At 56.8% G+C, this 11836-nt stretch carries 11 protein-coding genes; 5 read left to right on the forward strand and 6 right to left on the reverse strand.

The genetic code is table 11. The annotated features are described in order from the left end of the window. Nucleotides 1-57: 57 nt before the first annotated feature. Genes LOKVESSMR4R_RS15435 through LOKVESSMR4R_RS15450 form a run of 4 tightly spaced genes read right to left on the reverse strand, consistent with a single transcriptional unit; the run spans nucleotide 58 to nucleotide 5195 of the window. Nucleotides 58-1353: an ImpA family type VI secretion system protein gene (locus LOKVESSMR4R_RS15435; protein ID WP_087210301.1), complete on the reverse strand. Its 1296-nt coding sequence runs from the start codon at nucleotides 1351-1353 to the stop codon at nucleotides 58-60. After that, the gene (locus LOKVESSMR4R_RS15440) at nucleotides 1350-2369 is read right to left on the reverse strand and encodes an ABC transporter substrate-binding protein (RefSeq protein ID WP_087210305.1); all 1020 of its coding nucleotides are present in this window, start codon (nucleotides 2367-2369) and stop codon (nucleotides 1350-1352) included. The genes LOKVESSMR4R_RS15435 and LOKVESSMR4R_RS15440 overlap by 4 nt, the downstream gene beginning before the upstream one ends. After that, nucleotides 2362-4416: an MFS transporter gene (locus tag LOKVESSMR4R_RS15445; RefSeq protein ID WP_237331815.1), complete on the reverse strand. Its 2055-nt coding sequence runs from the start codon at nucleotides 4414-4416 to the stop codon at nucleotides 2362-2364. The genes LOKVESSMR4R_RS15440 and LOKVESSMR4R_RS15445 overlap by 8 nt, the downstream gene beginning before the upstream one ends. After that, on the reverse strand, nucleotides 4413-5195 hold the full coding sequence (locus tag LOKVESSMR4R_RS15450) for a hypothetical protein (RefSeq protein ID WP_087210308.1): 783 nt from the start codon (nucleotides 5193-5195) through the stop codon (nucleotides 4413-4415). Before LOKVESSMR4R_RS15450 ends, LOKVESSMR4R_RS15445 begins: the two co-directional genes overlap by 4 nt. A 243-nt stretch (nucleotides 5196-5438) precedes the next feature. Between LOKVESSMR4R_RS15450 and LOKVESSMR4R_RS15455 the strand changes: the two genes are divergently transcribed. Both LOKVESSMR4R_RS15455 and LOKVESSMR4R_RS15460 read left to right on the forward strand, forming a co-directional pair. Then, nucleotides 5439-7277: an ATP-binding protein gene (locus LOKVESSMR4R_RS15455; RefSeq protein ID WP_087210311.1), complete on the forward strand. Its 1839-nt coding sequence runs from the start codon at nucleotides 5439-5441 to the stop codon at nucleotides 7275-7277. Nucleotides 7278-7334: 57 nt separating this feature from the next. Then, entirely contained in the window at nucleotides 7335-8009 is a 675-nt protein-coding gene (locus LOKVESSMR4R_RS15460; protein WP_087210314.1) for a response regulator transcription factor, read from the forward strand. Between the two features lie 87 nt (nucleotides 8010-8096). Here the strand turns inward: LOKVESSMR4R_RS15460 and LOKVESSMR4R_RS15465 are convergent, their stop codons facing one another. Further along, entirely contained in the window at nucleotides 8097-8771 is a 675-nt protein-coding gene (locus LOKVESSMR4R_RS15465) for a hypothetical protein (protein WP_087210316.1), read from the reverse strand. A 421-nt stretch (nucleotides 8772-9192) separates the two neighbouring features. Between LOKVESSMR4R_RS15465 and LOKVESSMR4R_RS20265 the strand changes: the two genes are divergently transcribed. After that, a complete protein-coding gene (locus LOKVESSMR4R_RS20265; protein ID WP_157898245.1) occupies nucleotides 9193-9363 on the forward strand; it encodes a hypothetical protein in 171 nt (56 codons plus the stop codon). Here LOKVESSMR4R_RS20265 and LOKVESSMR4R_RS20270 read toward each other — a convergent pair. Further along, the gene (locus LOKVESSMR4R_RS20270; RefSeq protein ID WP_157898246.1) at nucleotides 9353-9622 is read right to left on the reverse strand and encodes a hypothetical protein; all 270 of its coding nucleotides are present in this window, start codon (nucleotides 9620-9622) and stop codon (nucleotides 9353-9355) included. The genes LOKVESSMR4R_RS20265 and LOKVESSMR4R_RS20270 overlap by 11 nt on opposite strands. Nucleotides 9623-9757: 135 nt before the next feature. Between LOKVESSMR4R_RS20270 and LOKVESSMR4R_RS15475 the strand changes: the two genes are divergently transcribed. Together LOKVESSMR4R_RS15475 and LOKVESSMR4R_RS15480 are read left to right on the forward strand one after the other, a co-directional pair. After that, on the forward strand, nucleotides 9758-11020 hold the full coding sequence (locus LOKVESSMR4R_RS15475) for a site-specific DNA-methyltransferase (protein ID WP_087210323.1): 1263 nt from the start codon (nucleotides 9758-9760) through the stop codon (nucleotides 11018-11020). Between the two features lie 212 nt (nucleotides 11021-11232). Further along, on the forward strand, nucleotides 11233-11835 hold the full coding sequence (locus tag LOKVESSMR4R_RS15480) for a DUF1989 domain-containing protein (RefSeq protein WP_087210326.1): 603 nt from the start codon (nucleotides 11233-11235) through the stop codon (nucleotides 11833-11835). Nucleotide 11836: the final 1 nt, after the last annotated feature.

Genomic DNA, 11836 nt, shown 5'->3' on the forward strand with positions numbered 1-11836 from the left:
GTCATCCTCATTTGACTGTCGCTGCGTTGTCCGACCGGCATGCCGATGCGGAACGAACTACCATTCGAAACTCGTTATCTTGCCCTCGGGGGGCGGGCTGGACTCCTGCGCCACATCCTGCTGTGGCGCGTCATCAGGTGTTTGAATGCCCGTCTCTGCGCGTTCCGGCGGCGTCACTGAAACCGCAACGGGCGCAACCATGGTTACCGGCCGCGCAAGCCGTTCACCGGCGCTTTCAAGTCCGGCCATCATCGACAGACGCGCCATCGCTTCGCTGTCGGCACCAAGAACCTCGCTCATGACATCGGGCAACGGCATCCGCGCCCAGCGCAGGGCGCGCGCCAAAAGCGTGTGAACCGGTGAATGCGGCTCTGTGATCCGGAAATGCGCGATCAGTGCTTCAAGGTTGGACAAAGCGGTTTCGCGGCTGAGGCTGGCATCAGCGCCGGTCATCTGGCGCGCGGCACCATGCCCCAAGGCGGCCTCGGCCGGGGCGAGATCATCGGCGTCATCGGCCTTGGGCTGGTCCGTCTCGACAATCGGCCAGACAAATGCAGTTCCCTCGGTCAAAACGAGTAGCGCGCGCAGCAGATCGGCCACCTGCTTGGCCAGGCGTGCCACCTGAACCGGCGGTTCACCCGACCGGGCAGCCGCCGCACGCAACGCGATATCCAGCCGATCAAGCGCGCTCTGCAGGTCGCCAAGCTGTAAGACGCGATCACGCAGGATCGCGCTTTCATCCGCGATCTCGGCGGCAACCTCTGCCTTCAACGCGGCGATTGCACCATCACGTTCTGCCGCGAGGAAATTGCCAAGCGTTGTGCGCCCGACCAGGACCAGGTTGGTCAACGGCAAATGCAGCAGACCGCTGCCCGGGACCTCGCCGACCAGCTGGACGAAACTGCGCAGCCTGAGCGCGTCGATTTCCTTAGCTTGACCGCTTTCATCCGCGGCCTTCAGCTTGTCCGCAGGCGGAATAGGCTGAAGCTGGTCCCAGCTGGTCTCGACAAGCTCGGTCACGGTCAGCACCGCGGCCAGCAAACGTGTCAGCGGCGTCTCTAGGTGAATCTGGGCTGCGATGTACCAACACAACAGTTCCAGGTCGCGGCTTTGAGCGGTCAGAACCGTCTGCGCCTCGTCTGAGAGCGCTTGCCATGCCTCGCGGTTTTGCATCTGCAGCTCGCGGTCAGCAAGGCTTTCAACCGTTTCCGACAGCGCGCGATAGGCTGTCTGGGCCGCGTTAAAGCGATTGCGCAGCGCCCGATACAGGGCGCGATCCGCTTTCAGATAGGTCCCGAAAGGGGCATCCTCAGAAATCGGGGCCAGCAGGGCTGCGATTGGTGCGACAGTCATGGCCCCTCCTGCCTGCCGATAATCTCGGCGATATTGATCAGGTCGAGGGGCGGATAGAGGCCAAGATCAGCGGCCACCCCCATGTTCAAAAAGACAGAAAACCGGTCAAGCGAGGCGATCGGCAGATCACCTGGTGTCTGGCCTTGGTCTAGCACCTTCAATGCTTGTGCCGCCGCAAGCCTGCCGACATTGGCATAGGCATTCGCAACCGCCATCAGCGCTTGGCTGTCCTGAACCATCTGCGCATAGGCGGTGAAAACTGGCAGCCCCCTGGCGACTGCAGCGGCGGTGAACGCGTGGCGCTGTTCCAGGTTGGTCGAGCTGGAACCAACATAGACGGCCTGAACGCCAGCGCCTTTCAGCCTGTCCATCAGCATCGGGATCTGACGCAGGTCTGGCGTGCCGTCGGGCATCAGGTCATATGCCAAGGCGGTCACCTTGAAATTATTCTCGTGACCCAGCGCGCGCAGCGTTTCCGTGTTCAGCTGGCTATTATGTTCATGCGGATCATTGATCACGCCAACATGCGCCAAATCCATATAGGTTTTGATCAATTGGATCTGGGTCGTTTCCGGCACGCGGTTTTGGACCCCGGTCACCATTGGTCGGCCAGAGCTGGCATAGCTTTCGACCAGATCCGAACGGACCGGATCAGCCACGATCATGAAAAGCGCGGGAATATCGCCCAATGCCGTTCTTGCGCCATATGCTTCACGCGTGCCCAATAGCCCGACACTGACGCTGGTGCCCCAGGTCACCACCATGTCGGGGCGCGAAGCGATGATGTCGTCACGCACCTCTGGCAGCTTGGTCTGATCGCGATCAACATCGATCACCCGAATGTCCACAGGCAGGCTACGTTCTTCAAAGAAACTGCGGAATGCCTGGCAGGCTTCCTCGCAGCCACGCCAGACGACCATGTCAATGCGTGACTTGCCTTGCGCCTGAACCACCGGCGCGCCAAGCATCACGCCCAGAGCAATAATCGCGACGTATCCGCACAACACCCTATGCATCAAGCTTGGCCCCCGGCAAAATCTGGTTGCGCGTGGACAGAACGATTGCCGCGTTCACAAGGCCGACCAGGGCGATTGCAAATCCCAGCAAAACCGCCGTCATTTCATGGGTAAAGACGACCATCATTGCCGCCACCAACACGGGACCAACCACGGATCCGATACGCTCTGAGGTGCGCAGGACGCTGAGCGCGCTGGTGCGGGTAACATCCGCGCTTTTCTCGGCGGCATCCATCGCCGCGACAATCAACGGGGCCTTGATGAACGCATGGACAATCCCCAGGGCCAGCACCACCAGCAGAACCCGCGCGACCGATTCACTCTGATACAGGCCGATCAGCACGATACCTGATAGGATAGTCGCGCAAATCACGACCCATTGGCTGTTTCCCAGCCGGTCTGCAAACCGCGCGGCCAGCGGGCTGATCGGGATGATGATCAATGAATAGACCATCATGATGCGGCCGATCTCGGATTGCGAAGCCTCAAGACCGGCCAGGTAAATCGGCACGAAAAGATACAGAAAACCCGTCAGAATGATCTTTGCCGGAATCGCACAAAACAGCACGATCATCACAAAGTTGGAATTGCGCATCAGCGACCCAATGCCGCCGGATTTCTTGTCAGCCCCCTGTGCCGCCGGCGCGTCGACATCAGCGCCCAGCATCGCATAGCCCAGCATCCCAGCCACAAGCGCCAGCAGGATCGAGACCAGAAAGACAGGCTTGTATCCCAGCCAATCGGCAAGGATCGCACCAATGGCGGTGCCGCACATGGTTCCGGCCATCAGAACGCCAACAAAGATCGCCATGCCACGGGCGCGGTTCTCTTTGGTCAAAACCGCCGCGATGTAGCTCTGGCTGCTGATGACGATGATGGCATAACCAACCGCCGTGACACTGCGCGCGATCACGATATCATTCCCGCTATTGGCGACATAGCACATGACATATCCGCCGATTGCCGGCACCAGCCCAGCCATGAACAACCGGCGACTGCCAAAGCGGTCTACCAATTTGCCAGCAAAGGGCGTGATGAAAGCGATCACGAACATGAAACAAGAAATCGGCAGGCCGACCATGATATCGCGTGCAAACAGATCGGTGGCGCGGTGATATTCGCTGACAAAAAGCGGCAGGAAGGATTTTTGCAGCTCTTCCGCCACAGAGAAAACGAACAAAGGCAGACGGGCATCAATGATCGTCCCCTCGCGCCGGGGGGCCGTGCGTTCTAGGGCGTGAAAGGCCTGCAATTCGCGCAGCTTGGCGCGTACCGTTTCAGAAGCCTGCGCCACAAGGCTGCGCACGCGGTCGCGCAATTCGGCATTGGCGCTGTTCAGGAATGCGATGAACCGGGCCACTTCGCCAGTGCCGCGCACAAGCTGATATTGCCCCAGATCACCACTTGCGCGGGTTGAAACGGCTTGGTCCAACCGTTGCAACGGCCGCGTGGTCAGCGATGCGGAAATGACAACAACCACCTCGAGCGCGATCAGCGCGACCGCGACCAATATGACAAGCGAGTCGAAAAAGAGTTCTTGCATCTGCTCAAGAACAAAGGCCTCGTCGATCCGCGCCATGGCATGGCCCACGACAGCACCGTCAGCACCGCGTATTTCACGAAAAAAGGGGGCGCTGTCGCCAGCGACACCCGTCAGCACGTCAACCATATCCGCAGCGCGCGCAACAAAAGATTGCTCTGGGTCGCCAGCCTCTGCGACGCGGTCAGCAACCGGTGGCGGGCCTGCGGCAACCTGCAAATCCCCGACCTCTGGATGCTGGCGGTCCAATGCCTCTAGAAGGGCGTCGACGCCGCGCAGCTCATTGAATGGCACCCCCACTTCAAGAGCATATTCAATATCACCACCGATCTTTTGCACGATGGTTTCGGCCTTTGCGGCCAGCAATGGGCGCAGGTGGCTTTTGAATTCGGTCGCCGTGTAAATGATACTTAGCGCTGCGGCCAAAAGCATGGCAGCCGCTGTTGCCAGATACAGCCGGCCGGAGAAATACGCCTCTAGCCCCGATGATTTGCTATTTCCGGTCATGCCGCGCCATCTTTCAGCACGTCTTTGGCAAGGACATCAACCTTGGCGCGCACATCCTGGTCGACCGCATGCCCGGCCTGCAGTTTTGCGACCAACCCTGCCATGTCTGGATGCACGGCTGATTGCGCCGGAACATGGCCTGCGCGCATATCGCGCAACACCAGATAGAGCGAGGCGAAACCGCGGAATTGATACATCACAACCGGCAAGACCAAGGCAGGCACTGACAGCGCGATCATCAAATATGTCCAACCGATATTTTGACCAAGCGACACCAGCCTGGGCATGAAAAGACTTGTCGGTGCCACCATGACGACGGCACCAATGATGTCTCCGGTTGATCCGGTGATCATCCGGCCAGAATAGATCCAGCCTCTGCGCTCGATGACGGTTTCGGCCTCGTTGGCGGACAGGATTCTGCGCAATATCGCTGCGCGATCGGCATCCAGAATGGCCAGCTCGGCTGTGGCCTGCACCACATTGCCGACCGGATTGAGGATCGCAATGCGATCAATCACCGCTGATTGCGTGGCCTCCCGCATGATCAATTCCGGCAGCCGCTCCATTTCGGCGATACCAAGGCCCAATTGTTCCCACCGCAGCAGGCTGGACTCGATGGTGGAACCGACCACCTGCATCTGCGAGGCAGTGGCCTGTGCAGCCATGGATTTGAACTTGATGACGCTAAGCCCGCCCTGCATCGCAAGCATGGCAGCAACCACGACACAGACCGCCGGAATGACCTTGCTATAGATTTCCGAAAAGGCCGAGCCGCGCATCTATTACTCCAAACATGCTGTCTTTTTTCATCAGTCAGACACCGCAGGCTTTCGCGGCGCACCCGACAGCAGTTGCGGATACCAAATAAAAATTCTTAAGAGTTACATTTGGTTACGCCATCCAATGATAGCTTTCAGGCAACTTTAGATACACTTGCGCTACACCGAGAGCTGGCAAATGTTTGCCCCCTTGGATGCTCATAGAGGATAGCAACAGAGCAAAGGGAGGAAACCGCGTTTACAATGACACGATCCCCCGCGCTCGCCCTTCTTGTGTGTTATCTGCTGGCCACCGCATCCATGGCTTGGGCCGATATGCAGGTGATCGGCTATGTCACCGGTGAGCAAACCGCCGCGGAGGTGGCGCAACTGGATGATACGGCGTTTACACCGCTGCGCGATGGCCAGAGCCTTGGGTTCGTCGATGGCGCAATATGGGTAAAACTGGACCTTGACGCAGCGCCGGACCAAGAACCCATCTTCTTGACCATTCGGCCTAATCATCTGGACCGGATCGCCGTGTATGACAGCCAGCGCCCGCAAACACCGTTTTTTATGGGTGGCGATTCCGTTGCCTCACCCGCCACGTTTCTTCGTAACGGCTATACGGTGCCACTTTCTAGAGATTTATCTGGCGGCAGCCTTCTTGTGCGGCTTGACTCCCACAATCTGATGCAACCCTCGTTCGGAGTTATGCGCCTGAACGAAATACTGCGTCTCGAACATATTCTTAGCATCGTGTTTACCGTTGCGCTTTCAGCCACACTCTTTTACCTGCTATGGGCTTTAAGTGCAGCATTCCTGCATCCTTCGGTGCTTTTGGGCAGCTACGTCCTCAGGCTGACTTGTTATCTTATGGTGTTGTTCGTCCATTCCGGCACCTGGCGCGTCCTGACATCAGGCGAAACCCTCGCGCCTCAGGATGTTGCTCACAACCTCAGCGCACTCTGCTACATCAGCTTTGCTCAGATTTTCGATTACGTCCTGTTGCGAGAATTGCGCGGCCGGTGGTGGCAACGCCTTTTTCTGGCAACAGTGGTTGCGTTCTCACTTGCGAAATCCGCAGCATTTGCCGGCGGTTCCGTAGCACTCGCTCTACAGCTCAACAATTTGTCTGCACTGGTAACGCTCTTCCTCGGCACTGGCGCAGCAATTGCCGCTCAGCACGCACAATCAGGGTCTTTCCGAATTTCCCGGACCGCGGTCGGCCTGTATTTCATCCTGCAAGCGCTTCCGCTTTTGGTGCTAATATTGGCCGATCAGATGGAAAGCGCGCATTTCCGCGCGCTGCAAGAACTGGCTTTGATCAATTACTCTATCCTGCCGGGCGCTTATGTCACCTACCTGTTGTTTCAGCGTCAGCGCAGGGTCGTCCATGAACAGCGCATGTTGGCGGAACAGCGCAATGCGCTGCAGGCGACAGCCGAGATCGAGATCGCAAAGCGGCGTGAAATCAGCGATCTATTGGCTATGCTGACCCATGAGGTAAAGACCCCTCTGGCCATGCTGCAAATGGCCCAAACCATCGGCGAGATGAACGAACAACTGGTTGGCAAAGCGGCCGGAACGATCAAGCATATTCTGCAGCAATGCGACCGGGTTGACGAAATCGAGAATGGCCAATTGACGGTCGAAATGGCACCGATCAATCTGACCCAAGCGCTGCGAAACGCATCCGATGATACGCGCGCCAGTGTCGACATCGCATCATGCCCTGCCGCGCAGGTCGATGCCGACCCAAACCTGTTGCAGATCGTGCTGCAAAACCTGCTCTATAATGCGCAGAAATATCACCGCCCGGGTACGCCGATCACAGCCGAGATCACGCAGGACGAAACCCAGACCGAACTGAGGCTTGCTAACCTCTGCCGATCCAACACCATGCCAGACCCCAATCGCATGTTCGACAAATATTACCGTCACAGCGGCGCTGCGGCGCAATCGGGCACCGGTCTTGGGCTTTACATCGTCGCGCAGCTCTGCAGCCGGATGGCGGTTACGGTGCATGCCGAAATCGTGGCAGAGCGCGTGATCCTTGTCTTGAGATTTGCACGGGCTACCAAAATTTATGTAAGCAAATGAAACCTTGCAGACCGCGTCCATGAAATATTGGGAAAGCAACCTTCAAGGGCTTGAGCCATGACAACGATCACACTCGTTGAGGATAATGACGACCTGCGCCAGCTGACCAGCCGTTTCCTAAACTCCAAGGGATACGAGGTCATGCAAGCAGCATCCGCCGAGGAATTGGCAGAGCTGTCGGGACTTCCTAACGTCTATATCGTTGACCTTAACCTTCCCGAAACCAATGGCTACGACTTGATCCGCAATCTGCGCAGCATATCGAATGACGTGGGCATAGTTGTCTTGTCCGCACGTGATCGATCAATCGACATCACACAGGGTTACGAGGCGGGCGCCGATGTCTATCTGACCAAACCTGTTGATCCCAATATCCTCATTGCTGCCCTGCGCCGTCTTGAAGCGCGCAACGCGCGCACGCCAGACGACGCTAGCGTTCTGGTAATCGACAAAGACCGACGCGAGATTGATCAGGAGGGTGCGAACATTCGATTATCCGAACCAGAGTTTAACCTGCTCTACCAGCTGTCCATCGCTGGCGAGCGAGGCCTTGAACGCTGGGAAGTGGCCGAGGTCATGGGAATGAACCTTGATCGTGACGTGACGAAAGCCCTTGAGGTGCGGATCACGCGGCTGCGCAAAAAACTGCGCGCAGGCGGCGCCCCCGATTACGCCATCGAAGCGCGGCGTGGTTTTGGATACCGGCTGCGGGGGGAGCTGCGTTTCAAATGATGTTTCTGTAGAGAACACGAATGTCGCTAATACCCCTTTGTCATGCATTCACCGGTAATGTTGCTCAGACGGTTTATCCACTTGCCATCAAGAGCCGTATTGCCCACGCAAATAAACCCAGATGTCATCCTGACTGACGCCTTTTCGCTTGCGCACAAAATCCTCAAAAGACAAAAGCGCGAAACCGCCAGGCGTCGGCGGTGTGAACATTATCTTCCCACCTTGAATAGACCGGGAATATCCGCTTACCTTGAGCGCCGCGATTTCAGTTGATGTCACCGTCTGTTTTATCCCTGCATGGCCGGGTGTCATAGACGCCTCGATCGAGGAACAAAGCTCAAACTTTCTGTAACTACAGATACCGCCGAATATCCAGCAATCATTGATACATTGGGACCAGATCTTTAGCTTTTGTACAACGCCCTGATTGTCTTGTATCGCATGGAGCTTCTTTTTTTCCGTGCCGTAATTCTTGGGGCTCGGGCTCGAATTGGGGCGCGGGGCTGTCACTGTATTAAACAATCTACCAATGATCAATTTGTCCTGGAGCCGGGCAACTTCATCCTCGGGATGGATAAATTTATCCCGGTGTGTAAATGTATCCGCATAGACTTCGGCCGCAATGGACGCAAGGTCAATTCTTGGGTATATTTCCTTCTGGCCCGCCGTATAAATGGCAGTTATCTCCTCATTGGTGTATATACCATCCCTACTGAGGATGATTGATTTTATTTGCATTTGCGACTCAATAAGTCCGGGCATTCCCAATTCCCCTACATATCCCTAGCGCAACTTGCGACGGGCATTCTCGAACCCCAGCCGATGTTGCCTTTGCATCATGGTTAAACAACGGCAACCTAGCCGCAGCGATCACGCGATGCCTTCATTGGCCTACATTGCCAATTCAACGAACATCAGATCAGCGGCTTCAGATGCCACGAGAGTATCACCGGATCTTCCGACCGCCAAAGTTCGGTGGCCCAGCAGCTGTTATCGTGCTCTCCGAACCACTCGCGAGGCCCTTTCGTGGGTTTCGGGCAGTCTTGTGCACATACCATAAGCCTCCGTCGTTTCAGGAGCAGTTTGCAGAGCGCCAACAGCATAAAAAGCTAAACATGTTTTTTGCAAAGCCCCTGTTACAGGTCTTTACGTTGCCAAACTGGCGCCAGAAGATCCGGAAGAGATGCTCAAATTCGTCCCCGACGATAGTGATGATGCGGTCAATCTTGGCGTCAATCAGGTGAAGTTCACCACATTTGGTGGATTGCGCATCACAAATAACGCGCCTGCCCAAGACCATCCTCCTGCATGGTTCCTCCTTGGCTTTATCCGAATCTGTGGGCTTAGCGCGTGAATTTTTCACTAGGCAAACCACCCTGGCTGAGCTGAAGATAAAACTGTCTCATTATCAAAGAGTTGGCGCGCGCAAGCGTTGGCCGATAGGTGGATTTTAGTATTTTAGTCAAGAATCCACCCAAGCCAAAATCCAGCCAGTTTAGCCAGCTTGGACAGCCATCCTGACGGCGATGCTTTTTGGTATCAGCAGAACATGTTAATTCAACACGTAAAAAGGGTTTGACATTTCTAGCCCCCTTGACGTACCCCTTGATCATCGGAGATTTGCACCCAGAGGAAAGATCTCGCGGGTGCGTTAAATTCCCCCACATCCCGGACCCCGATCCTGACGCTGGCCATCCCGCCCGCGCCCATGCGCATGTCCGCCTTATCCTAGATATGAGACCTGCATTATGGACCTCGTCTTTGCACCGAGCCAGATTGAAAGCTGGCCGATTGCCCGGCTGCACCCTTACGTCCGCAATGCCAAGATGCACACCAACGACCAGGTGGCGAAGATCGCGGCAAGCATGGCCAAGTTTGGCTGGACCGTGCCCTGCATGGTGGCTGATGATGGCGAGTTGATCGCGGGTCATGGTCGGGTACTGGCCGCAACGATGCTGGGACTGACCGAGGTTCCAGTAATCCGGCTGGGTCATCTGGACGAGGCCGAGCGTCGGGCCTACCGCATCGCCGACAATAAACTGACTGAGATGGGCGAATGGGATGAAGCCATGCTCCGCGACGAGATCGCGGGGCTGCTGGCTGAGGATTTTGACCTGACGCTGCTGGGCATGAGCGACGATGATCTGGAAGCGCTGCTGCGGGACCCCGATGCGCTGGGCGCTGATGGCCCAGTCGAGGGTGAGGATGATGTTCCAGAGCTGCCGGTGACGCCGGTGTCGGTTCCGGGCGATGTCTGGCATCTGGGCGCACACCGTTTGATTTGCGGCGACAGTACCTCTGCCGATGTGGTCGGACGGCTTCTTGGCGATGTGAAGCCACAGCTGATGGTCACTGACCCGCCTTACGGCGTGGAATACGATCCCGGGTGGCGTAATAAAGCAGGCGCTGCAGCAACCAAACGCACCGGCAAGGTACTGAACGACGACCGCGCTGACTGGCGCGAGGCTTGGTCACTGTTCCCTGGTGACGTTGCCTATATCTGGCACGGCGCGCTGCATGCTGCGACCGTGGCGGAAAGCCTCACGGTGACTGGCTTCAATATCCGCTCGCAAATTATCTGGGCAAAGGACCGGTTGGTGCTGAGCCGCGGTGACTACCACTGGCAGCACGAGCCCTGCTGGTATGCGGTGCGCGCCAAGGGCAAAGGCCATTGGGCGGGCGACCGGAAGCAGACCACGCTCTGGCAAATTGCAAACAAGGATCAGGACGCAGAGACCGTCCACGGCACGCAGAAACCGGTTGAATGCATGCGCCGACCGATCCTGAACAACTCAAGCCCCGGCCAAGCGGTCTATGAGCCCTTTATGGGATCCGGCACGACGCTGATCGCGGCGGAGACCACCGAGCGCGTGTGCTTCGGGGTCGAGTTGAACCCGGCCTATGTTGATGTGGCCATCGAGCGCTGGCAGTCGTTCACTGGTAAGGAAGCCTTACTGGCGGAGACCGGCGAGAGCTTCGGCGCCCTCAAGGCAAAGCGGCTGGCAGCGTGATGGCGTCTTTACGTTTCGGCCAGTGACATGAGTTGCAATATTCTACATTGCAGAATTGCCGCCAAAACTGTCGCAGCCATGGCTGCTGGCAGACCACCGCAAACGCTGATGCGCCTTGACCAATTTGTCTTGGTCAATGAAGCTTCAAAAAGATACTGCGCGCGATGACCAGTTGACTGACCTCCAGCAGCAAAGTGCAAAGAAAGCGGAAGATGATGTCTGACCTTCATGTTGTTCCAGCCTGCCATGGCCGTGCAGTGCATTTGTCAAAAGGGCAAGCGATCCAGATCATCAACACCCATGGCCAACAGGTTGTCGATACGTGGTGCTTTAATGCCCATGACATGTCCGAGTTCATGTCGATGGAACATCTGCATGCTACGCTTCAGGGTATCTTCCCCGCAAAGTTCGACGGGCTGACGACCAACCGTCGGCGGCCTATTTTGATCATGGAGGAAGATACATCACCAGGCCGGCATGACACGGTGATCGCGGCTTGTGATGTCCACCGCTATGCCGCACTGGGCTGCACGCAGTACCATAACAATTGCACCGATAATCTGCACGCAGCACTTGCGCAGATTGATCGACGGGCAACTGATTGCCCAGCACCGTTGAACTTATGGATGAACATTCCCGTCGGCCCTGATGGCAAAATCACATGGGGAGAGCCACTCAGCAAGCCAGGAGATCATGTGATCTTGCGTGCCATGATCGATTGCATCGTGGTCATGTCCGCCTGTCCACAAGATTTGATCCCGATTAACGGTGCGGCGTGTAAACCAACTGAAGTGCACTATCGCCTGCTGGACTAAC

The sequence above is a fragment of the Yoonia vestfoldensis genome (assembly GCF_002158905.1).
GTDB lineage: Bacteria > Pseudomonadota > Alphaproteobacteria > Rhodobacterales > Rhodobacteraceae > Yoonia > Yoonia vestfoldensis_B.

Excerpts from the sequence above, each read along its gene's own strand:
- LOKVESSMR4R_RS15435 (WP_087210301.1), bottom strand. The coding sequence starts at position 1,353 with ATGACTGTCGCACCAATCGCAGCCCTGCTGGCCCCGATTTCTGAGGAT.
- LOKVESSMR4R_RS15440 (WP_087210305.1), bottom strand. The coding sequence starts at position 2,369 with ATGCATAGGGTGTTGTGCGGATACGTCGCGATTATTGCTCTGGGCGTG.
- LOKVESSMR4R_RS15445 (WP_237331815.1), bottom strand. The coding sequence starts at position 4,416 with ATGACCGGAAATAGCAAATCATCGGGGCTAGAGGCGTATTTCTCCGGC.
- LOKVESSMR4R_RS15450 (WP_087210308.1), bottom strand. The coding sequence starts at position 5,195 with ATGCGCGGCTCGGCCTTTTCGGAAATCTATAGCAAGGTCATTCCGGCG.
- LOKVESSMR4R_RS15455 (WP_087210311.1), top strand. The coding sequence starts at position 5,439 with ATGACACGATCCCCCGCGCTCGCCCTTCTTGTGTGTTATCTGCTGGCC.
- LOKVESSMR4R_RS15460 (WP_087210314.1), top strand. The coding sequence starts at position 7,335 with ATGACAACGATCACACTCGTTGAGGATAATGACGACCTGCGCCAGCTG.
- LOKVESSMR4R_RS15465 (WP_087210316.1), bottom strand. The coding sequence starts at position 8,771 with ATGCCCGGACTTATTGAGTCGCAAATGCAAATAAAATCAATCATCCTC.
- LOKVESSMR4R_RS20265 (WP_157898245.1), top strand. The coding sequence starts at position 9,193 with ATGCTCAAATTCGTCCCCGACGATAGTGATGATGCGGTCAATCTTGGC.
- LOKVESSMR4R_RS20270 (WP_157898246.1), bottom strand. The coding sequence starts at position 9,622 with ATGATCAAGGGGTACGTCAAGGGGGCTAGAAATGTCAAACCCTTTTTA.
- LOKVESSMR4R_RS15475 (WP_087210323.1), top strand. The coding sequence starts at position 9,758 with ATGGACCTCGTCTTTGCACCGAGCCAGATTGAAAGCTGGCCGATTGCC.
- LOKVESSMR4R_RS15480 (WP_087210326.1), top strand. The coding sequence starts at position 11,233 with ATGATGTCTGACCTTCATGTTGTTCCAGCCTGCCATGGCCGTGCAGTG.